This window comes from Vibrio minamisatsumaniensis (assembly GCF_050337445.1).
In the GTDB taxonomy this organism is placed as follows: Bacteria; Pseudomonadota; Gammaproteobacteria; order Enterobacterales; family Vibrionaceae; genus Vibrio; species Vibrio artabrorum.
This window is the reverse complement of record NZ_JAKJSY010000012.1, coordinates 17,307-40,917: the sequence shown is the minus strand read 5'-3', so window position 1 is coordinate 40,917 and position 23,611 is coordinate 17,307. Positions and strand designations below refer to the sequence as shown.

The 23,611-nt window shown below is 45.9% G+C and carries 24 protein-coding genes; 15 read left to right on the top strand and 9 right to left on the bottom strand.

Annotated elements, in window-relative coordinates:
- Position 1: 1 nt before the first annotated feature.
- Positions 2-532, bottom strand: coding sequence for an AAA family ATPase (locus tag L4B77_RS03020; RefSeq protein ID WP_429748386.1), 531 nt, complete (start codon positions 530-532; stop codon positions 2-4).
- 226 nt (positions 533-758) lie between these two features.
- Between L4B77_RS03020 and L4B77_RS03015 the strand changes: the two genes are divergently transcribed.
- Genes L4B77_RS03015 through L4B77_RS03005 form a run of 3 tightly spaced genes read left to right on the top strand, consistent with a single transcriptional unit; the run spans position 759 to position 3,058 of the window.
- Positions 759-1,700: a virulence factor BrkB family protein gene (locus L4B77_RS03015; RefSeq protein WP_429748384.1), complete on the top strand. Its 942-nt coding sequence runs from the start codon at positions 759-761 to the stop codon at positions 1,698-1,700.
- Complete coding sequence (gene dtd, locus L4B77_RS03010; RefSeq protein ID WP_429748382.1) at positions 1,672-2,106, top strand: D-aminoacyl-tRNA deacylase; 435 nt, start codon at positions 1,672-1,674, stop codon at positions 2,104-2,106. The genes L4B77_RS03015 and dtd overlap by 29 nt, the downstream gene beginning before the upstream one ends.
- A gap of 16 nt (positions 2,107-2,122) precedes the next feature.
- Positions 2,123-3,058, top strand: a complete 936-nt coding sequence (locus L4B77_RS03005) for a bifunctional GNAT family N-acetyltransferase/hotdog fold thioesterase (RefSeq protein ID WP_429748380.1) — start codon at positions 2,123-2,125, stop codon at positions 3,056-3,058.
- A 37-nt stretch (positions 3,059-3,095) separates the two neighbouring features.
- Here the strand turns inward: L4B77_RS03005 and L4B77_RS03000 are convergent, their stop codons facing one another.
- The 4 genes from L4B77_RS03000 to hslR all read right to left on the bottom strand — a co-directional run bounded on the left by L4B77_RS03000 (position 3,096) and on the right by hslR (position 8,470).
- Entirely contained in the window at positions 3,096-5,069 is a 1,974-nt protein-coding gene (locus tag L4B77_RS03000) for an AsmA family protein (RefSeq protein ID WP_429748378.1), read from the bottom strand.
- Positions 5,070-5,223: 154 nt separating this feature from the next.
- Positions 5,224-6,849: a phosphoenolpyruvate carboxykinase (ATP) gene (pckA, locus tag L4B77_RS02995; RefSeq protein ID WP_261838566.1), complete on the bottom strand. Its 1,626-nt coding sequence runs from the start codon at positions 6,847-6,849 to the stop codon at positions 5,224-5,226.
- 337 nt (positions 6,850-7,186) lie between these two features.
- Positions 7,187-8,065 carry an Hsp33 family molecular chaperone HslO gene (gene hslO, locus L4B77_RS02990; RefSeq protein WP_429748375.1) on the bottom strand — a complete coding sequence of 293 codons (879 nt, stop codon included), beginning with the start codon at positions 8,063-8,065 and terminating at the stop codon, positions 7,187-7,189.
- A gap of 18 nt (positions 8,066-8,083) precedes the next feature.
- Positions 8,084-8,470 carry a ribosome-associated heat shock protein Hsp15 gene (hslR, locus tag L4B77_RS02985; RefSeq protein WP_429748373.1) on the bottom strand — a complete coding sequence of 129 codons (387 nt, stop codon included), beginning with the start codon at positions 8,468-8,470 and terminating at the stop codon, positions 8,084-8,086.
- A 313-nt stretch (positions 8,471-8,783) separates the two neighbouring features.
- On the opposite strand from hslR, the gene gspC reads away from it, so the two are divergent.
- The 12 genes from gspC to L4B77_RS02925 all read left to right on the top strand — a co-directional run bounded on the left by gspC (position 8,784) and on the right by L4B77_RS02925 (position 20,308).
- Positions 8,784-9,680 carry a type II secretion system protein GspC gene (gene gspC, locus L4B77_RS02980; protein ID WP_429748471.1) on the top strand — a complete coding sequence of 299 codons (897 nt, stop codon included), beginning with the start codon at positions 8,784-8,786 and terminating at the stop codon, positions 9,678-9,680.
- Between the two features lie 41 nt (positions 9,681-9,721).
- Positions 9,722-11,746 carry a type II secretion system secretin GspD gene (gene gspD, locus L4B77_RS02975; protein WP_429748371.1) on the top strand — a complete coding sequence of 675 codons (2,025 nt, stop codon included), beginning with the start codon at positions 9,722-9,724 and terminating at the stop codon, positions 11,744-11,746.
- Positions 11,746-13,248 carry a type II secretion system ATPase GspE gene (gene gspE / locus L4B77_RS02970; protein WP_372091667.1) on the top strand — a complete coding sequence of 501 codons (1,503 nt, stop codon included), beginning with the start codon at positions 11,746-11,748 and terminating at the stop codon, positions 13,246-13,248. Before gspD ends, gspE begins: the two co-directional genes overlap by 1 nt.
- Position 13,249: 1 nt before the next feature.
- Positions 13,250-14,470: a type II secretion system inner membrane protein GspF gene (gspF, locus tag L4B77_RS02965; protein WP_429748368.1), complete on the top strand. Its 1,221-nt coding sequence runs from the start codon at positions 13,250-13,252 to the stop codon at positions 14,468-14,470.
- Between the two features lie 90 nt (positions 14,471-14,560).
- Positions 14,561-15,004: a type II secretion system major pseudopilin GspG gene (gene gspG, locus L4B77_RS02960; RefSeq protein WP_261838572.1), complete on the top strand. Its 444-nt coding sequence runs from the start codon at positions 14,561-14,563 to the stop codon at positions 15,002-15,004.
- Between the two features lie 80 nt (positions 15,005-15,084).
- Positions 15,085-15,678, top strand: a complete 594-nt coding sequence (gene gspH, locus L4B77_RS02955; RefSeq protein ID WP_261838573.1) for a type II secretion system minor pseudopilin GspH — start codon at positions 15,085-15,087, stop codon at positions 15,676-15,678.
- Positions 15,665-16,039 carry a type II secretion system minor pseudopilin GspI gene (gene gspI, locus L4B77_RS02950; RefSeq protein ID WP_429748365.1) on the top strand — a complete coding sequence of 125 codons (375 nt, stop codon included), beginning with the start codon at positions 15,665-15,667 and terminating at the stop codon, positions 16,037-16,039. Before gspH ends, gspI begins: the two co-directional genes overlap by 14 nt.
- Positions 16,026-16,787, top strand: a complete 762-nt coding sequence (gene gspJ, locus L4B77_RS02945; RefSeq protein WP_372039436.1) for a type II secretion system minor pseudopilin GspJ — start codon at positions 16,026-16,028, stop codon at positions 16,785-16,787. The genes gspI and gspJ overlap by 14 nt, the downstream gene beginning before the upstream one ends.
- On the top strand, positions 16,771-17,820 hold the full coding sequence (gene gspK / locus L4B77_RS02940; RefSeq protein ID WP_429748363.1) for a type II secretion system minor pseudopilin GspK: 1,050 nt from the start codon (positions 16,771-16,773) through the stop codon (positions 17,818-17,820). Before gspJ ends, gspK begins: the two co-directional genes overlap by 17 nt.
- A complete protein-coding gene (gene gspL, locus L4B77_RS02935) occupies positions 17,789-19,018 on the top strand; it encodes a type II secretion system protein GspL (RefSeq protein ID WP_429748361.1) in 1,230 nt (409 codons plus the stop codon). Before gspK ends, gspL begins: the two co-directional genes overlap by 32 nt.
- A 20-nt stretch (positions 19,019-19,038) precedes the next feature.
- The gene (locus tag L4B77_RS02930) at positions 19,039-19,527 is read left to right on the top strand and encodes a type II secretion system protein M (protein ID WP_429748359.1); all 489 of its coding nucleotides are present in this window, start codon (positions 19,039-19,041) and stop codon (positions 19,525-19,527) included.
- Between the two features lies 1 nt (position 19,528).
- On the top strand, positions 19,529-20,308 hold the full coding sequence (locus L4B77_RS02925; protein ID WP_429748357.1) for a type II secretion system protein N: 780 nt from the start codon (positions 19,529-19,531) through the stop codon (positions 20,306-20,308).
- Between the two features lie 102 nt (positions 20,309-20,410).
- On the opposite strand, the gene cysQ is transcribed toward L4B77_RS02925, so the two are convergent.
- The 4 genes from cysQ to L4B77_RS02905 form a co-directional block, all read right to left on the bottom strand.
- Entirely contained in the window at positions 20,411-21,238 is an 828-nt protein-coding gene (gene cysQ / locus L4B77_RS02920) for a 3'(2'),5'-bisphosphate nucleotidase CysQ (RefSeq protein WP_429748356.1), read from the bottom strand.
- A 36-nt stretch (positions 21,239-21,274) separates the two neighbouring features.
- Positions 21,275-21,826, bottom strand: a complete 552-nt coding sequence (gene nudE / locus L4B77_RS02915; RefSeq protein ID WP_429748354.1) for an ADP compounds hydrolase NudE — start codon at positions 21,824-21,826, stop codon at positions 21,275-21,277.
- A gap of 285 nt (positions 21,827-22,111) precedes the next feature.
- Positions 22,112-22,696, bottom strand: a complete 585-nt coding sequence (gene nfuA / locus L4B77_RS02910) for a Fe-S biogenesis protein NfuA (RefSeq protein ID WP_029405734.1) — start codon at positions 22,694-22,696, stop codon at positions 22,112-22,114.
- Between the two features lie 110 nt (positions 22,697-22,806).
- Positions 22,807-23,520: a ComF family protein gene (locus L4B77_RS02905; protein ID WP_429748351.1), complete on the bottom strand. Its 714-nt coding sequence runs from the start codon at positions 23,518-23,520 to the stop codon at positions 22,807-22,809.
- Between the last annotated feature and the right edge of the window lie 91 nt (positions 23,521-23,611).

The window sequence follows — 23,611 nt, the reverse complement described above, 5'->3', positions numbered from 1 at the left end:
TCTAGCTTTTGATACCTAAGTACTGCTCAACGAATTGAACTCGCTCTTTCACCGACATAAAAGGTACTTCGACTGTCTGATACCCCAGCTCTTGGTAGACGGTTACTAACGCGTGGTGAATCTCTAGCGCCTCCTCAAACGGATAAGGTCTCACATCATCTTGCACATAGATTGAAGCTTCAGGACGACAGAACAAGACTTGTCGGTGATAGCCTTGGCTCGCTTCCCGGTAGGCTTCGTCAATCTCATGGCGAGCCTGAGACAAATAACCACAGATATCGGGAATGGCGCGATCGAGAAAGGCAATTGGATGCTGATTGGCTTGGTCTTTTTGTTCGCTCATGACGGTTAAACATAGGCGAGCAAAGCCTGGAAGGTCTAACCAAGGTAAGATACCGTTCTCAAGTTGGCTCTGCTGTTCGATTAATTGGCGAGAAGATTCTGCGAAGATTGGAAAACCGATATCACCCAAGGCGTCAATGAGTGTTGTCTTTCCGGCTCCGGGGCCACCAGTAATAATGATAGGTTTCATAATGAGTGGGTACTTAAGTTGTCTTGGTTCGGCTCGATATTCATTCGACCCTCTACTACCGCTTACTTGATCGACACATCATCTTATGCTTATGGCTCCCTATATGACCATGGCTAAATAATTAAGCTGACGAGCATCCAGTAAGATTAAAAATAGAGGGGACTATAATCGCTAAATAAGGCATTCTAGCTTGCTATAGTTAAGTAGCGATCAATGAATTAGGACTATGAACGAGTTACTAGGGAGTTACAAGTTGAAGATAAAAAAAGCCGTCACGGGCAGTATCCTGTTTGCCCGCTATCTTCTCACACGGATGGCTCATGATAGGGTCAACGTGAATGCGGGTTACTTGGCGTACATTACTCTGCTCTCTATTGTACCGATGTTGACGGTTTTGCTCTCGATCTTATCGTCGTTCTCAATCTTTGCAGATGTTGGTCTGGTGATTCAAAACTTTATCATAACCAACTTTGTTCCTGCATCAGGGGATGCCGTACATGGTGCGTTGTTAGAGTTTGTTGCTAATACCGGGAAAGTGACAGCGGTCGGTAGTGTATTTCTGTTTGTAGCAGCACTGATGTTGATCTCTAATATTGATAAGAATCTAAACTACATTTGGCGAGTAAAGAAAAAACGGCGTCCTGTGTTGTCTTTCTCAATGTACTGGATGGTGCTTACTCTCGGGCCGATTTTAGTCGGTGCCAGTATTGCGGCGACCTCTTACGTGACGTCGTTGAACTTACTACAGAGTGAAGTGGTATCGAGTGCATTCAATACCGTTATTCGCAAACTGCCTCTGATTCTCTCTTTCTTTGCGTTTTTTGGTTTGTATTTGTTGGTTCCCAACAAGAAGGTACACTTTTCTCATGCCGTTGCCGGTTCTTTGGTTGCAGCTCTGCTGTTTGAATTGAGTAAGAAAGGTTTTGCGGCCTACATTACTCAATTTCCATCTTACCAATTGATTTACGGTGCGTTGGCAGCGATTCCGATTCTTTTTGTTTGGGTGTATTTATGTTGGTTAATCGTGTTAGTGGGTGCTGAAGTGACAGCCGCGCTTGGAGAGCACGAACAGTGGAGTGGTTCACAAGAAATGATACACTCAACCGATAACGATAAAATAACAGAACAAGGAAACAACAGTGATAGCCCTGATTCAAAGAGTAAGTGAAGCCGCCGTACGTGTTGATGGCCAAGTAGTGGGTGAGATTGAACAAGGCTTATTAGTTCTGTTAGGCGTAGAAAAAGGTGACGATGAAGCCAAAGCCAAGCGTTTGATGGAACGAGTGACCACTTATCGAGTCTTTAGCGATGAGGACGATAAAATGAATCTCAACGTGAAACAGGTAGAAGGGAAGGTATTGGTGGTGTCTCAGTTTACTCTGCCAGCCGATACCAAAAAAGGCACCCGAGCTGGGTTTTCTCGTGGTGCTCATCCAGAAGATGCTGAGCGTCTTTACAACTATTTTTCTGACCAATGCGAATCTGTGTTACCAACGGGACGTGGCCGATTTGCAGCCGACATGAAAGTGTCTTTGGTTAATGATGGCCCAGTGACATTCTGGCTGCAGGTTTAGGCTTAAAGGAATAAGCATGTTTAAACTCATAACACCGACCACCGAAAATCAACTGAATAAGTATTACCATTTTCGTTGGCAGATGCTGCGTGAGCCATGGCGTATGCCGGTAGGTTCAGAGCGTGATGAATATGATGCCATGAGTCATCATCGCATGATTGTGGATGGTCGAGGTCGTCCGATGGCGATTGGTCGTCTCTATATCACGCCAGACTTAGAAGGTCAGATCCGCTATATGGCAGTGAAGAACTCTCGCCGCAGCAAAGGCATGGGTTCTTTGATTTTAGTGGCGTTAGAGTCATTGGCGCGCCAGGAGGGGGCGAAACGTTTGGTATGTAATGCTCGGGAAGATGCGATTTCATTCTATGAGAAGAATGCATTTGAACGTCGCGGTGAGATCAACGACCAACGGGGCCCTGTTCGTCATCAGCAGATGGTTAAACATCTCGACCCCATGGCTGACGTATTGCGCAAGCCTGAGTGGTGTCATGAGCTTCAGCAACGCTGGGAACATCAGATCCCGATCAGTGACAAAATGGGCATTAAGATTAACCAATACACAGGTTACCAATTTGAGTGTAGCGCGCAGCTCAACCCTAACCTTAATCCTCACAATACGATGTTTGCAGGCTCCGCTTTTACCTTGGCAACCTTAACCGGTTGGGGGATGACTTGGTTATTGATGAAAGAGCGTGGGTTGACCGGTGATATCGTGCTGGCGGACAGTAATATTCGTTATCGTCACCCGGTAGAGCAAAACCCGGTTGCCTCTACTTCATTGGATGGGATCAGTGGCGATTTGGATCGCCTCGCGTCAGGCAGAAAGGCACGTATTATCATTCACGTGACCATTCATAGTGGTGATGTTGAAGCGGTAGAATTTACCGGTACCTATATGCTGATCCCAGACTACAAAAAGGTCATCTCGACAGATACTAATGTGAGTAAATAGGTCATATTGCTAATGCTGCCGATATTGACGGAAAGCGCTACTCCTGAGGCGTAGCGTTTTTTGGTTGGCAGTCATGTCTCTCTGAATATTCCGCTTGAGTGAGTTTTCCTGAGATTTTATGGCATGGGTCGGATAGAGTAATAGAGAGGCTGTGTTGCTCGGTGTTGAGTAAATCGAGGGTTCCAGAAACCTCACCTTTGAGTATTTGAACTCTTTGTGAACCTTTCTCTTTTGCCGACGCACCAATAATGTGCATCGGTTCAAGCGTGAAGCGCCCACGGTCAAAGCTCGCATTCAGCTTCGGGACTTCAAACGCGTTATTGGTTGAGGTATCAGAAAGCGTATCGTTGAAGGTCATGACACCTTGGCGAACGCTGCCTGTGAGTTGACCTGTGGTCGAGTAACCGAGCATCAACGAATCGCCATATAAACCGGTAGCTTGAAGCTCGAATTCGCCATAACCGGTTGCATCGAGTGGTAATTTAAGCGGTTGCAATAAGGGGGCTATCGGTAATCCATCAACCGACATGTCTATACGCCATGGTTTACTGATGTGATTGAAGTCGAGTGTGGCCTCTGCTTCTATATAACCGTGCTTTAATGGCATAAACAGGCGTGTTAACGTCCATTGTCCTTGGTCACTGTTCATTTCAATGACAGGTTGAACGCTGAGAACATTTTGATAGCTTGCATCATTGGCGCTCATCATCAGTTTACCTTGCCACAGTCCTAACTTTCTCTCTTGCAGCAGTTGAACCTGATACCCTTCGACATGTAACCCTGATACCTGCCAATAAGGCTTCTTGGCGAGCTGGATAAGTTGACTGCGTTCAATGTTTAATCGGTCAATTTTGACGTCCTGGAGTTGTGTCAACCAGGGCTGTAGACGAGAGGTTGAACGATGGTTGTCTTGGCTTTCATGTATCCACTTGATGCCTTGAATATCAAGTTGTGCTAAATCAATGGTACTCGGGGTGATCTTGCCGTTAAACTGAACCGTGCCCTGTAGGTATTGAGTATAGAAATCTTCAATTAGAATCTGGTTGGACTCTAGATTCAGTTTAACGCTTGGTTCAATGAGTTGAGTATCGTCTAAGGCGATACCTTCAGCTTGCAGAGAGAAAATCGCTTTCTGTTGTTTCCAGTGTTCAAAAGGCAGTGAGATGTTTTCTAGTGAGGCATCAAAGGCCGATAAGTGCCCATTTTTCCACTCTATGTCGCTATGGATAATATCTAAGCTGTTGATGTGGTTTATCTGAATACCTGCTACCTCCCACTCTTTGTTCAATAGGCTTTGGGTCTGTTTTTGATTGAGTCGCAAGCCATCAATGGTCACGTTAATCAATGACCAACTGCGTAAATATTGCTCGGCTTGCCCTGAAACCTTAGCACCACGCCAGTCGAATGAAGCGCCATAAAGGGTGCTGTCACTCGGCTTTAGGTCTAGGTCGATCAATAGGTTATCGAAGGCTTCGCCTTGCCAATACAACTGCGTGGTTGAGAGTTGGATTTTACCATAGGGCAACAATGCGTTGTTGTTCCAGATAGGGTCGGAGACTTGCAGGTCGATACCTCGTGCATGAAAGTTGGGTGTTGAAAAATCGAGGTTGTTTATCGCGAGTTGCTGGAGTTGGATGTCTTGCTTTATAAGTAAGGAGGCAAGTGCCTTTAATCCACTGGCATCCAGTTGTAGGCCATTGATAAGCACAGAATCGAACACCCATTTGGCTTCAATGATAGAGTGAGGATTGAGCCAGATATCGACCTTGTCGATGTACAGGGGGCGCTGCTTTTCCGGTTGGACTTGAGGCAGGGTCATGCCCATTAAGGTGACATGATAAGGCGCCTGATACTCAACGTCTTCAATGAGCAGAGGTTGTTCCATCGCATGTTTGATAAAAAAATTAGCCACATCCGCACGGTATTGGGTCTGCAGGCTTAATAGCAACGCTGCAAGAGCTGCAACGGCGATAGCCAACATTATGCCGAATACCATGAATACCTTTTTCATTCCCTGAAAACCTTAAATTTCACTAGTCTTAAAACAGAGTGGAGCAAAAAGGGGCAAGCAGCAATAAAAAAGCCCCTCAAAAGAGGGGCTTGCTACAAAAATATCACTTTAAATTGGGCGTTCGCTTTTGGCTAGGCCCGAGCAGAGGATTGGGTTAGTCCAGTTGAGGACCTGCCGCAACCAATGATTTCCCTTCAGCATTGTCAGTGTATTTATCAAAGTTATTGATGAAGCGTTCTGCAAGATCTTTTGCTTTGCTTTCCCATTGTAGAGGGTCGGTGTACGTATCTCGTGGGTCAAGAATCGTAGGGTCTACATCGGGCAGCGTTAGCGGAACTTCTAGGTTAAACATCGGGATAACCTTAGTCTCTGCATTGTCAATTGAGCCATCTAGAATAGCGTCGATGATGCCGCGAGTATCTTGAATAGAGATGCGTTTGCCAGTGCCGTTCCAGCCTGTGTTCACGAGGTAAGCTTCAGCGCCAGCGGCTTCCATACGCTTCACCAGTACTTCAGCGTACTGAGTTGGGTGAAGGGTTAGGAAAGCAGCTCCAAATGCCGCTGAGAACGTAGGTGTAGGTTCCGTAATCCCACGCTCTGTGCCTGCTAGCTTCGCGGTAAAACCTGATAAGAAGTGGTACTTCGTTTGCTCTGGAGTCAGTTTAGCTACAGGAGGGAGCACACCAAATGCATCAGCTGTCAGGAAGATGACTTTTTTAGCATGGCCGGCTTTTGATACTGGCTTAACGATGTTATCGATGTGGTCAATCGGGTAAGAAACACGAGTGTTTTCTGTTTTTGAACCGTCATCAAAATCAATAGAACCATCACCACGAACCGTGACATTTTCTAGCAGTGCATCACGTCGGATGGCGTTGTAGATTTCAGGTTCTGCTTCTTTAGATAAGCGAATGGTCTTCGCATAACAGCCGCCTTCAAAGTTGAAGATGCCATCGTCATCCCAACCATGCTCATCATCACCAATTAGCTTGCGCTTAGGATCGGTTGACAGCGTTGTTTTACCTGTACCGGATAGACCGAAGAAAATAGCGACATCCTCGTTTTCGCCCACATTAGCACTACAGTGCATTGAAGCGATACCTTGTAAAGGCAGTAGGTAGTTCATCATGGCGAACATGCCTTTTTTCATTTCGCCGCCGTACCAAGTACCGCCAATGATTTGAACACGTTCAGTTAGGTTGAAAGCAATGAAATTCTCAGAGTTTAGCCCTTGTTTTTCCCAGTTAGGATTGGTTGTTTTCGCCCCGTTCATAACCACAAAATCAGGCTCGAATGTTGCGAGCTCTTCGTCGGTTGGACGAATGAACATGTTCTTAACGAAGTGCGCCTGCCATGCGACTTCAGTGATAATACGGACACTTAAACGTGTATCTGGGTTAGCACCACAATAACCGTCAATGACAAACAACCGCTTGCCTGATAACTGGGTTGTCACCAGCGCTTTCAGCTCGTGCCATACTTCCGTTGTAATCGGTTTGTTATCATTTTTGCCTTGATCTGACCACCACAGGGTATCGCGTGTTGTGTCATCTTTAACAATGTACTTATCTTTTGGTGAGCGACCAGTAAAGATACCAGTATCAACCGCAACAGCGCCGAGTTCCGTGACGACGCCTTTTTCGTAGCCTTTTAGGCCTAGCCGTGTTTCTTCAACGAATAGCTGTTCGTAGCTAGGATTACGAATAACGTCGGTAACGCCAGTCAGTCCGTGCTTAGTTAGATCAAGTTGTGCAACCTTAGTATGTTCCATAACGGTCATAGGTGCTCCTTATAGGATATTTTGTAGGGATTTTGTATTAATTTTTTATTGTTATCTGCTGACCATGCTAGCAACGAGGTTCTAGGGAAACAGGGATGTAGCTCAAAAAGTACCCATATAATACTAGTGCTTTTAAGCGTATCGTCACATATTGGCCCAACTAGTCTATCCTGTACGCAAACCTTTGCGCTAGGGGCGGCAATATTATTAATTGATTAAAATTAAGTGGTGATTTTATTACGAGATGTTGCGGTTTTTGCGCTATTTTGATCACAAAAAAGGCCAGCTAAGTGCTGACCTTTTTGGGGTAAATTACGTGTTTTTGAGCTGTCGTAAATTAATGAACCGTGTTGTCGCCTTTATCAGCTGCTTCGGCGTACAGTGCATCAACATCGCTCTTGTCGAACGAGTAGTTTGTGCCACAGTAATCGCAGTGTAGACCAACGCTTCCTTCCGTACTTAGGATGTCGTAGATCTCTTCTTGAGCAACGGTAATGATTGCTGCTGCGCTTCGATCGCGTGAACAGCCGCAGAAGAATTCAACCGGTTGTGGTGTAAATAGCTGTACTTTCTCTTGGTTGTATAAACGGTAAAGCAGTTCATTCGCTTCTAGAGTGAACAGCTCTTCGTTTTTCACAGTGTCAGTAAGCTGTTCTAGATGTTCGAAGTCGTTTGGCGTCCCTGTGCCATCAGGCATCACTTGTAGCAACATACCAGCAGCATGTGCTTTGCCTTCATGCTCACCTGTGCGCAGCCATAGACGCGTTTTAAGCTGTTCAGAGTTAGCGAAGTAGCCTTCAAGAACATCGGCCAATGTGTCACCTTCAAGACCAACGATACCTTGGTAACGCTCACCTTTTTTAGGATCGATCGTGATCACTAGGTGGCCTTTACCCATTAGATCGTGTAGGCCGGCATCATCAGCAATATCTCCGTCAAAACGCGCTACGCCACGGATTTTCTGATCGTGGTCACCATTGATAACAACAAGGGAGACTGGGCCATCACCTTGCAGTTGCATCGTGATAGAGCCTTCAAACTTTAAGGTCGCCGTTAATAGCGTCGTTGAAACCAATAGTTCACCCAGTAATTTTTGAACGGGTGCTGGGTATTCCTTGCTAGAAATAATCTGTTGGTACGCTTCGTCTATTTGGACCAATTCACCACGTACTGATAGGTCTTCAAATAGGTAGCGATTTAAAACATTGTTTGCCATTTGGCTATTCCTTCTAGCTTATTGATTCTTGAACTTGATGATGTCACGACGTTGCTTTTTATCTGGGCGACGTTCGGGTGCTGGGCTGTGAACATTCAGTTTACGTTGGCTGGCAAATGCTTCTCGTTTTGCCACGCTCTCGGTCGTTTCTTCATAGAGCGTTTGAGCGATAGGTGCTCCACCACGATGGGCCGAGATTTTCTCGATAGTCACCGTTTTTTCTTCATTACCTTGGCGCAATGTAATGATAGCGCCAAGTTCAACAATTTTACTTGGTTTGCTGCGCTGACCATTATAGTGGACTTTGCCACCATCGACCATGTTGCGTGCAATAGACCGGGTTTTGTAAAAACGAGCGGCCCACAACCATTTATCGAGTCTGACAGCTTCATTTGGTGTTTTCATAGGGCTGTGCCTTTTCAGTGAGAAATGAGTGCGGTTTAACGGTAATAAACAGCGCGCCAGCTATTTTTGATGATGTTTATCACTCTGAGTTGAAGCTTAAAGTGGAGGCGGTTAGCATTTTTTTCAAGTCATATTACAAAATAGCCATCTAATGACGATTTATAGATTGGCTATGATATAGTTTAAGACCTTATGCTTTAAATAAGCTTGGTATCAAACGAATGAATAAAAAAGCTGAAAGCTTAATGATTTGCAGCATTTGTTGTCATGAAAAGGGACAAAGGAAGTGAACGTTTTAGAGCTCAAAAATCGCATGGGAAATTCACCTATATTGAGCCACTTATTTGCTAACGGATGGGAAATTCAGAAGAAACTAAGCTTAGCCACTTGTTGCGTGTTAATTGCCGCTTCAGCCTGGATTTTAGGGCAGCTTGCATGGTTTATTGAACCGGTCGAGCAAACTTTAGTGCCTTGGCAGGCTGCGGCTTCCTCGTCTTCCTCTCCTCAGGCAATGCTCGATATCTCTTCTTTACAGCAGAGCAATCTTTTTGGTGCCTATAATCCAACGACACCGACGGTGGTTGAACAGCAAGTTATCCAAGATGCCCCTAAGACACGATTGAATTTGATTTTGGTTGGTGCCGTTGCCAGCTCGAATCCTAAATTAAGCTTAGCTGTGATAGCCAATCGCGGTACGCAAGCGACTTACGGGATTAATGAAGAAATTGACGGTACACGAGCTAAATTAAAAGCGGTATTCGTTGATCGCGTGATCATCAATAATTCAGGGCGAGACGAAACACTGATGCTCGAAGGTATTGAGTATAAGCGTTTAGCGGTATCCGCACCGGCGCCCCCGAGAGCTTCTTCTTCTGTTCGTGGTAACAACCCGGCTTCTGCCGAACAGAAGCTGGATCAAATCAAAGCAAAAATATTACAAGATCCGCAACAAATCTTTCAATATGTTCGACTGTCTCAGGTGAAGCGTGACGATAAAGTGATGGGTTATCGTGTGAGCCCTGGCAAAGATTCAGAACTTTTTAACTCAGTTGGCCTCCAAAGCGGAGATATTGCGACTCAGTTAAACGGGCAAGACCTGACAGACCCAGCCGCTATGGGCAATATATTCCGTACCATTTCAGAACTGACAGAGCTCAACCTTACCGTCGAGAGGAATGGACAACAACATGAAGTGTTTATTGAATTTTAAAACTTTGCGTCCAAAGAGCGACGAAAGTGTAGGAGAAATACGTGAAGCATTGGTTTAAGAAAAGTGCATGGTTGTTGGCTGGAAGCTTAATCTGCACGCCTGCCGCCATCGCTAGTGATTTTAGTGCCAGCTTTAAGGGCACGGACATTCAAGAGTTTATTAATATTGTTGGCCGTAACCTAGAGAAGACGATCATCGTTGACCCATCCGTACGTGGAAAAATTGATGTGCGCAGTTATGACGTACTCAATGAAGAACAATATTACCGTTTCTTTCTCAATGTATTAGAAGTCTATGGTTATGCGGTTGTTGAAATGGATTCGGGTGTTCTTAAAATCATCAAAGCCAAAGACGCAAAAACCTCTGCGATCCCGGTTGTGGGAGAGGGTGATTCAGTTAAAGGCGACAGCGTTGTTACTCGTGTCGTAAGGGTTCGCAATGTCTCGGTGCGTGAATTGTCTCCTCTGCTTCGTCAATTGAATGACAATGCGGGCGCGGGTAACGTGGTGCACTATGACCCTGCCAATATCATCTTGATTACTGGCCGAGCAGCGGTGGTCAATCGTTTAGCTGAAATCATTAAGCGTGTTGACCAAGCGGGTGATAAAGAGATTGAAATCGTTGAGCTGAAAAATGCTTCAGCAGCCGAGATGGTACGTATTGTTGATGCTCTGAGTAAAACCACAGACGCAAAAAACACCCCCGAATTTTTGCAACCTAAACTGGTGGCAGACGAGCGCACCAATTCGATTCTTATTTCTGGTGATCCTAAGGTACGCAGTCGTTTAAAAAAGCTGATTAAACAGCTTGATGTTGAAATGGCAACGAGAGGCAATAACCAAGTTGTCTACCTTAAATACGCGAAAGCAGAAGATCTTGTCGATGTGTTGAAAGGTGTGTCTGATAACTTGCAGTCAGAGAAGCAAACGTCAACCAAAGGCAGTCCATCGCAACGAAACCAAGTGATGATTTCGGCGCACAGTGATACCAATTCTCTGGTTATTTCTGCCCAGCCAGAGATCATGAGTGCACTGAAAGATGTCATTGCACAACTCGATATTCGTCGTGCTCAAGTATTGATTGAAGCCTTGATTGTTGAGATGTCAGAAGGTGATGGCGTTAACCTTGGTGTCCAGTGGGGCAACCTTGAAACCGGGGCTGTGGTCCAGTACGGCAACACCGGAGCGTCTATTGGCAATGTCATGGTCGGTTTAGAAGAAGCGAAAGATACGGAAAAGACCACCGCGGTTTACGATGAAAATGGTAAATTCCAGCGCAATGAAACGACGACTGAAAAGGGTGACTATTCAACGTTAGCTTCCGCTCTCTCTGGTGTTAATGGTGCGGCTGTGAGCTTGGCCATGGGCGATTGGACAGCGCTGATCAGTGCTGTGGCGACCGATTCAAACTCAAATATTCTCTCTTCACCAAGTATTACGGTTATGGATAATGGTGAAGCTTCGTTCATTGTTGGTGAAGAAGTGCCGGTTCTTACGGGCTCGAGGGCAGGTTCAAGCAACGACAATCCATTCCAGACGGTTGAACGTAAAGAAGTCGGCATCAAACTTAAAGTGGTGCCACAAATTAATGAAGGTGACTCTGTTCAGCTGAAAATAGAACAAGAAGTCTCGAATGTATTAGGTGCAAACGGGGCTGTTGATGTTCGTTTTGCTAAGCGCCAGCTCAATACCTCGGTGATAGTTCAAGATGGTCAAATGCTCGTGCTAGGCGGTCTGATTGATGAGCGTGCATTGGAGAGTGAATCTAAAGTCCCATTTTTAGGTGATATTCCTATTTTGGGATACTTGTTTAAATCAACCAGTACTCAGGTCGAGAAAAAGAACTTAATGGTTTTCATCAAGCCAACCATTATTCGTGATGGGATGACGGCTGATGGTATCACTCAGCGTAAATACAACTTCATTCGAGCTGAGCAACTATATAAAGCTGAGCAAGGGTTGAAATTGATGGCTGACGATAACATTCCGGTTTTACCTAAGTTTGGTGACAATATGGATCACCCAGCAGAAATCCAAGCTTTCCTTGATCAAATGGAAAAAGAATAATGACTGAATTGATCGGTTCGGCGCGTACTTACCAGCGCTTGCCGTTTAGCTTTGCGAATCGCTACAAAATGGTGCTTGAGTATCAGCATCCTGAGCGTGAGCCAGTACTTTATTACGTTGAACCATTGAAATCAGCGGCGATCATTGAAGTGAGCCGAGTGGTGAAGCGTGGCTTTATACCTCAAGCAATTACCGTGGATGAGTTTGATAAAAAACTGACTGATGCTTATCAGCGAGATTCATCGGAAGCGCGCCAGTTGATGGAAGATATTGGGGCAGACAGCGACGATTTTTTCTCATTAGCCGAAGAGTTACCACAAGATGAAGACCTGCTTGAATCGGAAGACGATGCCCCTATCATCAAGTTAATCAATGCCATGTTAGGTGAGGCGATTAAAGAAGGCGCTTCGGATATTCATATTGAGACGTTTGAGAAATCACTCTCTATTCGTTTCCGAGTTGATGGTGTACTGCGTGACGTGTTAGCCCCGAGCCGTAAGCTTGCCCCTTTGCTCGTCTCTCGTGTAAAGGTCATGGCGAAGTTGGATATTGCCGAAAAACGCGTGCCACAAGATGGCCGTATTTCTTTGCGCATCGGTGGCCGAGCGGTGGATGTGCGCGTCTCCACTATGCCTTCCTCACATGGTGAGCGTGTGGTCATGCGTCTGTTGGATAAGAACGCCACTCGTCTAGATTTACACAGTTTAGGCATGACGGCCGAGAACCACGAAAATTTCCGTAAGCTGATTCAGCGTCCACACGGTATTATTTTGGTTACGGGCCCGACGGGCTCAGGTAAATCAACAACCTTGTACGCCGGTCTGCAAGAGCTCAACAGTAACGAGCGAAATATTTTAACTGTTGAAGACCCAATCGAATTCGATATTGACGGCATAGGTCAAACACAAGTGAACCCTAAGGTTGATATGACCTTTGCACGAGGTTTGCGTGCCATTCTTCGTCAAGATCCTGATGTGGTGATGATCGGTGAAATCCGAGATTTAGAAACCGCAGAGATTGCAGTACAAGCCTCTTTGACCGGCCATTTAGTGATGTCGACTCTGCACACCAATACTGCCATCGGTGCGATCACGCGTTTGCGGGATATGGGTATTGAACCTTTCTTGATTTCGTCTTCATTACTGGGAGTTCTAGCGCAGCGTTTAGTGCGTACCCTATGCCATGGCTGCAAAGAGCCTTATCAAGCCGATAGCGAGCAGAAAAAACTGTTCGGATTGATGAAAAATGAAAGCCTGACGCTATACCGAGCGAAAGGTTGTGAGTTGTGTGGTCATAAAGGATACAAAGGCCGTACGGGCATTCATGAACTATTGATGATTGATGACTCGGTACAAGAGCTAATCCATAGTGAGTCTGGAGAGCAGGCCATTGAGAAGGTCATTCGTGGCACAACGCCCAGTATTCGTGACGATGGTTTAAGCAAAGTTCGAAAAGGCGTAACGTCCCTAGAAGAAGTGATGCGTGTGACCAAGGAAGTCTAGAATGGCAGCATTTGAATACAAAGCGTTGGATAACACTGGCAAGAGTAAAAAAGGGTCAATCGAGGCCGATAATGCCCGTCAGGCTCGTCAAAGAATCAAAGAGCTTGGTTTAATTCCGGTTGAGATGGCCGAGGCCAAAGCCAAGCCCTCGAAAGGTGTTCAACCATCGACCAGCTTTAAACGTGGTATCAGTACGCCAGATCTGGCGTTGATTACCCGTCAAATCTCAACACTGGTTCAATCTGGCATGCCTTTAGAAGAGTGTTTGAAAGCGGTGGCCGAACAGTCGGAAAAACCTCGCATTCGTACCATGTTACTTGCGGTGCGATCTAAAGTTACCGAAGGTTATTCGCTGGCGGACAGTTTGTCTGATTTCCCACATATCTTCGATGAGCTGTTCAGATCGATGGTTGCCGCTGGTGAGAAGTCAGGACATTTGGATGCGGTGCTTGAACGCTTGGCTGATTACGCCGAAAATCGTCAAAAGATGCGTTCAACATTACTGCAAGCGATGATCTACCCTATCGTGTTGGTGGTCTTTGCGGTCGCGATCGTCTCTTTCCTACTCGCCACGGTAGTCCCTAAGATTGTTGAGCCAATTATTCAAATGGGACAAGAGCTGCCTCAGTCGACACAGTTTTTATTAGCATCGAGTGAATTTATTCAGAATTGGGGTATCCAATTACTGCTATTGGTCATGGGTGTGATTTTTGTTGTCAAGACCGCGTTGAAAAAGCCGAGTGTCCGCATGAGTTGGGATCGCAAATTATTAAGTCTCCCGCTGATTGGCAAGATAGCGAAGGGCATCAATACATCTCGGTTCGCTCGAACATTGTCGATCTGTACCTCAAGTACGATTCCCATCCTTGAAGGGATGAAAGTTGCCGTGGATGTGATGTCGAATCATTATGTGAAGCAACAAGTATTGCAGGCTTCAGACAGTGTTAGAGAAGGTGCAAGCCTGCGTAAAGCGCTCGCCCAAACCAAACTTTTTCCACCGATGATGCTGCATATGATCGCCAGTGGTGAGCAGAGTGGTCAGTTGGAACAAATGTTAACAAGAGCCGCGGATAACCAAGACCAAAGCTTTGAATCGACGGTGAATATTGCGTTAGGTATTTTCACCCCAGCGCTTATCGCTTTGATGGCAGGTTTAGTGCTGTTTATTGTGATGGCGACCTTGATGCCAATGCTTGAAATGAACAATCTAATGAGTGGCTGATTTAACAGTAGCTTATAGAACATGAGTTTTTGGATTGTCGAGATGAAGGCATTGCTGTCTCAACTCGTCATCTGTAATTTGGAGAAAATAATGAAACACAAAATGAAAAAACAGTCAGGCTTTACCCTATTAGAAGTGATGGTTGTTGTGGTTATTCTTGGCATTTTAGCCAGCTTTGTTGTGCCTAACCTCTTAGGTAATAAAGAGAAGGCTGACCAACAAAAAGCCATTACTGATATTGTGGCGCTAGAGAACGCGCTCGATATGTACAAACTGGATAACAGCGTTTACCCAACAACGGATCAAGGTCTTGATGCATTGGTTTCTAAGCCAAGCAGTCCAGAGCCTCGTAACTACCGCGATGGTGGCTACATCAAGCGTCTACCTAATGACCCATGGGGTAACGAGTACCAATTCCTAAGCCCAGGTGATAATGGCACTATCGATATTTTCACTCTTGGTGCAGATGGCCAAGAAGGCGGTGAAGGCATTGCTGCGGATATCGGCAACTGGAACATGCAAGACTTTCAATAAGCGGCGGTGGATTGCTTCTTGATAAGTTATTGCGCGTGACACATTTTGAGAGCAGGACGTAAACCCATGGAGTCTAGACGGTGAAGACGACGCAAACACAGCCAGGTTTCACTTTGATTGAGATTCTTTTAGTGTTGGTTCTGCTGTCATTAACAGCGGTCGCAGTGATCGCGACCATCCCGATCAATAGTAAAGACGTTGCTAAAAAATATGCTCAAAGCTTTTATCAACGAGTTCAGTTGCTCAACGAAGAAGCGATTTTGAGTGGTTTGGACTTTGGTATTCGTGTTGATGAAAAGAGATCGACCTATGTATTGATGGCGCTGAAATCAGAAGGTTGGCAGGACGTTGAATTCGAGAAAATCCCCTCTTTAACGGAATTACCGAAAGAACTGGCGTTGTCACTGACATTAGGGGGTGGCGCATGGGAAGACGATGATCGGTTATTCAATCCAGGAAGCTTGTTTGATGAAGATATGTTTGCCGATCTTGAAGAGGAAAAAAAGCCTAAGCCACCGCAGATATACATCTTATCGAGTGCGGAAATGACACCGTTCGTTCTTTCTTTTTACCCAAATACAGGGGATACGGTGCAAGACGGTTGGCGTATTCAAGTGTTGGATAATGGTGTCATTCGATTGTTAGAGCCGGGAGAAGAAGATGAAGAGAAATAACCTCTATTCTCATCGTGCTCGTGGTATGACGCTACTTGAGGTCTTGGTCGCGCTCGCGATTTTTGCAACCGCGGCGATCAGTGTGATTCGTGCCGTAACTCAACATATCAATACACTCAGTTATCTAGAAGATAAAACCTTTGCAGCGATGGTCGTAGATAACCAAATGGCCTTAGTGATGCTCCATCCTGAGAAGCTAAAAAAAGCGCAGGGCACACAAGAATTAGCAGGAAGAGAATGGTTCTGGCAGGTCACCCCCATCGATACCAGTGATAATCTATTAAAGGCGTTTGATGTGAGTGCAGCAACCAGTAAACAAGCTTCTCCAGTGGTCACGGTGCGCAGTTATGTCGCGAATTAAAAATCGTTCGCTCAGTAAAAGTAGGTCGTCTACGCAGGCTTCATCTAAGTGTTTGTCACGCAAACCGCGCCTACTTGCAAAAGGGAGAGGCTTTACCTTAATTGAGGTTTTGGTCTCGATTGCTATCTTTGCCGCTTTAAGTATGGCGGCCTATCAAGTTGTAAATCAGGTGCAGCGGAGCAATGATATCTCAATTGAACGCAGTGCGCGCTTGAATCAACTGCAACGTAGTTTAGTCATTTTAGATAATGACTTTCGTCAGATGGCGGTTCGACAATTTCGCACCAATGGTGAAGAAGCATCATCTAAGCTGATCTTAATGAAGGAGTATTTATTGGATTCCGACGGTGTTGGTATCCTATTTACTCGCCTTGGGTGGCACAACCCACAACAGCAGTTTCCACGAGGTGAGGTGACGAAAGTCGGTTATCGCATAAAAGAAGAGACGCTTGAGCGTGTGTGGTGGCGCTACCCCGATACACCAGCAGGACAACAAGGTGTGATTACGCCTCTGCTTGATGATGTCGAAAATTTGGCCTTTGAGTTTTATGACGGGAGCCGTTGGGAGAAAGAGTGGCAAACGGATAAGTCTCTGCCTAAAGCAATAAGACTAAAACTGACTTTGAAAGATTATGGTGAGATAGAGCGTGTCTATCTCATCGCAAGTGGCACCCTAGATCAGGTCGATGACACTTCAAACAGTGGCGCTTCAGTCACTAATGAGGGGAATAATGATTCATCGAACTAACTCTCTTGTCGTGACCCGGCCAACGTTGGGGCGGAAACAGCGTGGTGTTGCACTGATCATTATTTTGATGCTGCTGGCGATCATGATAACCATTGCTGGGAGTATGTCAGAACGTTTGTTTACGCAATTTAAACGTGTGGGTAATCAGTTGAATTACCAACAGGCTTACTGGTACAGCATCGGTGTTGAAGCGCTCGTTCAAGATGGTATTAGGCAAAGCTACAAAGACAGTGATACCGTAAACTTAAGCCAACCTTGGGCGCTTGAGGAGCAGGTATACCCGTTGGATTATGGGCAAGTGAAAGGGCGAATCGTGGATGCGCAAGCGTGTTTTAATCTCAATGCCTTGGCTGGGGTTACGGTCACGTCCAATAATCAGTCCCCCTATTTACTGACGGTTTGGCAAACCTTATTGGAAAATCAAGATGTTGAGCCTTATCAGGCGGAGGTGATTGCGAATTCAACATGGGAGTTTGTTGACAGTGATACTCGTAGCACCTCTTCCGTTGGTGTTGAAGACAGCACCTATGAGGCGATGAAGCCATCTTATCTTGCGGCAAATGGCTTAATGGCTGACGAATCGGAGCTGCGCGCAGTGTATCAGGTGACGGGTGAGGTGATGAATAAGGTTCGCCCATTGGTTTGTGCACTGCCTACCGATGACTTTCGATTGAACGTGAACACAGTTTCGGAAAAACAAGCCCCTCTGTTAGAAGCGATGTTTGCGCCAGGTTTAAGTGAGTCAGATGCCAAACAACTGATAGATAAACGCCCATTTGATGGTTGGGATACGGTCGATGCATTTATGGCCGAGCCCGCCATGGTTGGTGTGAGTGCCGAAATCAAGAAAAAAGCGAAAGCATATTTAACTGTAGATAGCGCCTATTTTGAGCTAGATGCAGAGGTATTGGTTGAGCAGTCACGTGTACGTATACGGACGCTTTTCTATAGTAGCAATCGAGAAACTGTGACGGTAGTACGCCGTCGTTTTGGAGGAATCCGTGAGCGAGTTTCTGACCGTTCGACTGAGTAGCGAACCACACCACCCAGTGCAGTGGTTAGTTTGGTCGACAAGCCAACAGGAAGTGATAGCCAGTGGTGAACTGTCTAGCTGGGAACAGCTTAACGAGTTAACACCTTACGCGGAAAAGCGCAGTTGTATCGCTTTATTGCCGGGAAATGAGTGCTTAATTAAGCGTGTGGAGATCCCGAAAGGTGCTGCTCGTCAGTTCGATTCTATGTTGCCGTTTTTATTAGAAGACGAAGTCGCACAAGATATCGAAGAGTTACACCTGACGATTTTAGATAAAGACGCAACGCACGCCACAGTGTGTGGTGTCGATCGCAAATGGTTAAAGCAAGCTTTAGACCTGTTTCGCGAAGCCAATATCACCTTCCGTAAGGTGTTGCCAGATACGTTAGCGATTCCTTTGCAAGAGCAAGGAATCAGTGCTCTGCAAATCGAGCAGCATTGGTTGCTGTGTCAAAGTCATTATCAAGCGGTATCGGTTAGCGAAGCATGGTTGCCGATGTTCTTGCAAAGTGATTGGGTTGTCTCTGGTGAGGAAGATCAAGCGACGACGATTTTCTGCTATACCTCAATGCCAAACGACGACGTTCAGCGACAAAGTGGTTTGGAGTGGCAAGCCAAGCCTGCTGAATTAGTGATGGCTTTATTGAGTCAACAAGCGATCTCAAGCAGTGTCAATTTACTGACGGGCACCTTTAAAACCAAATCTTCATTCAGTAAATATTGGCGCGTTTGGCAGAAGGTGGTGATTGCTGCTTGTTTGCTGGTGGCTGTGATTGTCACTCAACAAGTGTTGAAAGTTCAGCAATACGAAGCGCAAGCACAAGTTTACCGCATGGAGAGTGAGCGTATCTTTAGAGCCGTTCTTCCTGATAAACAACGCATTCCGACAGTCAGTTATCTGAAACGTCAGATGAACGATGAAGCCAAGAAATATGGCGGCTCAGGCGATGGCGACTCTTTATTGGCCTGGTTAGCACTGCTGCCTGAAACCTTAGGAAAGGTCGGGGCGATAGAAGTCGAAAACATTCGTTATGATGGGAATCGTTCTGAGATTCGGCTGCAGGCTAAAAGTTCTGATTTTCAACATTTTGAGACTGTGAGGGTGAAGCTCGAAGAGAAGTTCACCGTAGAACAAGGGCCACTAAACCGAAATGGTGATGCCGTATTTGGCAGCTTTACTCTTAAACCCCATCAATAACCAGCGTAAGGCGATCTGTGATGAGAAATATAATTGAGCCACTCCAAGCGTGGTGGACTTCAATCAGTCAAAGAGAGCAACGATTAGTCATTGGTTGCTCCGTTTTATTGGTGGTCGGTATTGTTTATTGGGGATTAATTCAGCCACTCAGTCAGCGAGCTGAACTTGCCCAGAGCCGCATTCAAAGTGAGAAGCAACTGCTGGCTTGGGTAACCCATAAAGCCAATGAAGTGGTTGAGCTACGAGGCAGCGGTGGCATCAGTGCGAGTCAACCTCTGAATCAATCGGTGCCTGCTTCAATGCGTCGTTTCAAGATTGAATTGATTCGAGTGCAACCACGTGATGAGATGCTACAAGTGTGGGTGAAACCTGTGCCATTTAATCAGTTCGTCGATTGGCTGACATACCTGAAAGAGAAGCAGGGTGTAGAGGTTGAGTTTATGGATATTGATCGCTCTGATACCCCTGGGGTTATTGAGGTCAACCGACTACAGTTTAAACGAGGTTAATGTGAAACGCGGTTTATCTTTTAAATATGGCTTGCTCTTTAGTGGCATCTTTGTCGTCTTTTTCTCCGTCAGTCTACTGCTGCACTTACCGGCTTCTTTTGCTCTTAAGCTCGCCCCGGTGGTGCGCGGTTTCAGTATCGAAGGCGTGGAGGGTACGGTTTGGCAAGGCAGCGCAAACAACATCGTGTGGCAGCGTGTTAATTATGGCTCTGTGCAGTGGGACTTCCAGTTTTCTAAGCTATTCCAAGCTAAAGCGGAACTCGCCGTTCGCTTTGGGCGTAGCAGCGATATGAATTTATCAGGTAAAGGGTATGTCGGGTACAGCATGAGTGGGGCTTATGTGGAAAACTTGGTGGCATCAATGCCAGCTAAGAATGTGATGAAGTATGCTCCTGCTATTCCAGTACCGGTTTCGATTAGTGGACAAGTTGAACTGATGATCAAATCTGCTGTTTATGCGCAGCCTTGGTGCCAATCAGGCGAAGGTTCGCTGGCTTGGTCTAGTGCGGCGGTGGCTTCCCCAGTGGGGTCGTTAGATTTGGGGCCTGTGATTGCGGACATCACTTGTAAAGACAGCACCATTATGGCGAAAGGTACTCAGAAGAGCCAACAGGTAAACAGTGAGTTTTCGGCGAGCGTAACGCCAAATCAACGCTATACGTCGGCAGCGTGGTTTAAGCCGAGCGCTGAATTTCCACCAACGATGCAGAATCAACTTAAATGGTTGGGGAATCCTGATAGCCAAGGTAAGTACCAGTTTACTTATCAAGGTCGCTTTTAGCTAAACAGCTAAGGGTCACTCAATTATGAAATATAAAAAACGGGCGCCTCATTGAGGTGCCCGTTTTGTTTGAATCGTTAGAATGACAGCGAGCAAACTCGGCTAGTCTTTACCTTGTAAGATCTCTGCCCATGGTAGGTCCGCATCACCAAGAACAATGAAATTGGGGTTCTCAAGCGTCTCTCTTTCATTGTATGAGAGTGGTTCTAGCTGGGTGCTCAAGATGCGGCCGCCCGCCTCTTCAACAATGCACTGGGTTGCGGCGGTATCCCACTCACCCGTTGGACCAAGTCTTAGGTAACAATCCACAGCACCTTCTGCCACTAAACAGGCCTTAAGTGCTGCTGAGCCTAAAGGGACCAAATCATAGTTCCAGGCTGAGCTCATACGGCTAGTGATGTGATTGATGTCTTGGCGGCGGCTGATCGCCATCGCGATCGATTGGTTTGGCTGCTCATGGCGATGCGTTTTGATTTTCACGCTGTCATTGAGGTCCGGGATTTTCCAAGCGCCTTTACCACGGTAGGCGTAATAGCTCACTCCGGAAGTCGGTGCGTAGACGACCCCCATAACTGGCTTGTTATGTTCAATTAGAGCGATAATTGTTGCGAAGTCACCACTTCGTGCGATGAACTCCTGGGTGCCATCTAGTGGGTCAACCAACCAGTATCGATCCCATTGAGCTCGTTGCTCTAGGCCGATGTCAGCCGCTTCTTCAGACAACACGGGAATATCAGGGGTCAGTTCACTGAGCCTTTTCGAGATCAACTTATGCGCTGCAAAGTCAGCCGTGGTGACCGGCGTGTCATCACTTTTAGTGAACGCTTCGTAATCTTTTTTCTCGTAGATCTCTAAGATGAGCTGCCCAGCAGAACGAGCAATCTCAATGACTGAAGGGAGGAGATGAGATAAATCTTTTTTTATAGGCATAAATGTTCTCTTACGCTTCGAGTGAGCCTGTTCGTTCTAATTGTTGTTTAAGGTTCGAAGGGTTAATAGTAGTGCGGTAATACTACGAGCCTCACAGAAGTCGAGATGCGTTAATAACTCTTCGGCTTGAGCAAGGGGCCAACGTACAATATCCAGTGGTTCGGGTTCATCACCTTCTAGTTCCTCTGGGTAGAGTTCTTGTGCGATAAACAGTGTCATTTTGCTAGAGAAGTAAGAGGGCGCAAGGATCACTTCCTTTAGTGGGGTGAGCTTGTTGGCACCAAAACCAATCTCTTCTTTTAGCTCACGAACGGCGGCTTCATTCGGTTGTTCACCTGAGTCAATGAGGCCTTTTGGAAAGCCCAGTTCATAGCGTTCTGTGCCCGCGGCGTATTCACGGACTAATAAAATATCGCCTTGTTCAGTAATCGGAACCATCATCACAGCATGGCGCCCACTCGGTTTCATGCGTTCGTAAGTTCGCTGTTCGCCGTTTGAAAAGCGCAAATCAAGAGATTCGATAGAGAACAGTTTTGATTGAGCGACAGTTTGCTGAGCCAAAATTTCGGGCTTGGTCCTTTTTGTCATTGCGCTCGCTCCTTAACTCATTGAGGTTCTTTCTTATAAAGTCATTCTAATATAGGGGAAATGACGTTGAGTTCCTAGATCCGAGTTTTTATATCCTAGAATTATTAGAGCAAGAACCGATTGCGATCACTTGAATACCTTACTGCAAATGGTAACGAGCGGTGTTGAACGAGACATCACGGCTCGGAAGTGTTTCTGCTGTTTCAAATACAAAAAAGGTTGATGCTTACGCATCAACCTTTTGATTGAATACCTTACTTGGTATCGCTAAGACAGCATAAGTGTTTAGTAGTAAGAGTGCTCACCACGATCGTGCTCAGTGGCATCACGAACAGCCGTTAGTTCACCTTCGAACTGTTGAAGAAGCTCTTTTTCGATGCCTTCTTTTAGCGTTACATCAACCATAGAACAACCGTTACAGCCGCCACCAAATGCAACGATAGCCGCACCGTCTTCAGTGATTTCCACCAAGCTTACGTGACCACCGTGACCAGCAAGCTGTGGGTTAACTTGTGTTTGAATGGCGTATTCAACGCGTTCTACAAGTGGCGCATCATCAGAGACTTTACGCATTTTAGCATTTGGTGCTTTCAGTGTGAGTTGAGAGCCCATTTTATCCGTCACGAAGTCAATCTCAGCTTCATCTAAGAATGGTAGGCTTAGCTCATCTACGTATGCAGAGAATGCTTCGAAAGAAAGCTTGGTATCAGACGCTTCGATAGCATCTGTTGGACAGTAAGAAACACCACACTCAGCGTTTTGTGTGCCTGGGTTTACCACGAACACACGAATGTTTGTCCCTTCAGGCTGCTGTGACAGCAGATTGGCAAAGTGAGTTTGAGCTGTTTCTGTAATAGTAATATTTGACACGACGAATACCTGAGTAGATTTGTAGGTTATTAGCGCCATTCTACCCCTGTCAGATTTGTAATTCAGCCCTTTTTTTGTTGGATTGCTGTACAAGTTGTGATTGACAGCTTTTATCCCGAGGGCTCAGGAGTACGGCAGATACAGTAAATATCAATCCTTTTAACGCCCACTTCAAGCAGTAATTGGCATAATTGATACACAGTACTGCCGGTGGTTACAACATCATCAATTATCGCGACGTGAGAGGGGATTGTTTCTTCAACATCTTGTTTTCGCAGTGCAAAGGCGTTGTTTAGATTGTGTAATCGTGCAGATTTGGACAGCCCTTGTTGAGTAGCGGTTGAACGAATTCGACGAAATAGCACCTCATCTTTAACGCCAAGCTCTTGAGCGGTGTAATTCGCTAGCAGCTGACTCTGATTAAAGCCACGATGAATGTATCGACGCCAATACAACGGTACACTGGTGATCAGCGGAGCAGGATGTTCGACACGTGATGCTAATAATTTTGCCAGATCGCGTGCCAACCAAAACTTATCGGCGTACTTCATTTGTTGGATATAACGTGCCGTTGGGAAGGTGTAGTCACCGACGCAATAGAGACGATGCCAAGGTGGAGGTTTTGATAAGCATTCACCACATTGAGCGACAGTGACTAGCGTTGTTAAGCCACATCGCTCACAGCGTGGGGTAGGTTCAAATAGGTTAAGGCAGCAATCACACCATCGAGGATGTGTATCGCTAGGGAGTTTATCGAGCTTGCACAGATGGCACTGAGGCGTGACCAGACGTGGTGTGTGTTTTTGTAGCCAATCGGATAACATAGCTCGCAATGCTTTTGGGTGATGGTGTTCTTTGGACTAACCATACTAAAAAGCGCGGATTATCGCTGATGGAAAAAGTAGGGAATATTGA

Coding starts and splice junctions, on each gene's coding strand:
- gspJ (WP_372039436.1), top strand. CDS start 16,026: ATGTCGCGAATTAAAAATCGTTCGCTCAGTAAAAGTAGGTCGTCTACG.
- gspC (WP_429748471.1), top strand. CDS start 8,784: ATGGGAAATTCACCTATATTGAGCCACTTATTTGCTAACGGATGGGAA.
- gspG (WP_261838572.1), top strand. CDS start 14,561: ATGAAACACAAAATGAAAAAACAGTCAGGCTTTACCCTATTAGAAGTG.
- cysQ (WP_429748356.1), bottom strand. CDS start 21,238: ATGCCTATAAAAAAAGATTTATCTCATCTCCTCCCTTCAGTCATTGAG.
- pckA (WP_261838566.1), bottom strand. CDS start 6,849: ATGACCGTTATGGAACATACTAAGGTTGCACAACTTGATCTAACTAAG.
- nudE (WP_429748354.1), bottom strand. CDS start 21,826: ATGACAAAAAGGACCAAGCCCGAAATTTTGGCTCAGCAAACTGTCGCT.
- gspK (WP_429748363.1), top strand. CDS start 16,771: ATGATTCATCGAACTAACTCTCTTGTCGTGACCCGGCCAACGTTGGGG.
- hslR (WP_429748373.1), bottom strand. CDS start 8,470: ATGAAAACACCAAATGAAGCTGTCAGACTCGATAAATGGTTGTGGGCC.
- gspF (WP_429748368.1), top strand. CDS start 13,250: ATGGCAGCATTTGAATACAAAGCGTTGGATAACACTGGCAAGAGTAAA.
- L4B77_RS03020 (WP_429748386.1), bottom strand. CDS start 532: ATGAAACCTATCATTATTACTGGTGGCCCCGGAGCCGGAAAGACAACA.
- gspI (WP_429748365.1), top strand. CDS start 15,665: ATGAAGAGAAATAACCTCTATTCTCATCGTGCTCGTGGTATGACGCTA.
- L4B77_RS02930 (WP_429748359.1), top strand. CDS start 19,039: ATGAGAAATATAATTGAGCCACTCCAAGCGTGGTGGACTTCAATCAGT.
- L4B77_RS03005 (WP_429748380.1), top strand. CDS start 2,123: ATGTTTAAACTCATAACACCGACCACCGAAAATCAACTGAATAAGTAT.
- gspE (WP_372091667.1), top strand. CDS start 11,746: ATGACTGAATTGATCGGTTCGGCGCGTACTTACCAGCGCTTGCCGTTT.
- L4B77_RS03015 (WP_429748384.1), top strand. CDS start 759: ATGAACGAGTTACTAGGGAGTTACAAGTTGAAGATAAAAAAAGCCGTC.
- L4B77_RS03000 (WP_429748378.1), bottom strand. CDS start 5,069: ATGAAAAAGGTATTCATGGTATTCGGCATAATGTTGGCTATCGCCGTT.
- hslO (WP_429748375.1), bottom strand. CDS start 8,065: ATGGCAAACAATGTTTTAAATCGCTACCTATTTGAAGACCTATCAGTA.
- L4B77_RS02905 (WP_429748351.1), bottom strand. CDS start 23,520: ATGTTATCCGATTGGCTACAAAAACACACACCACGTCTGGTCACGCCT.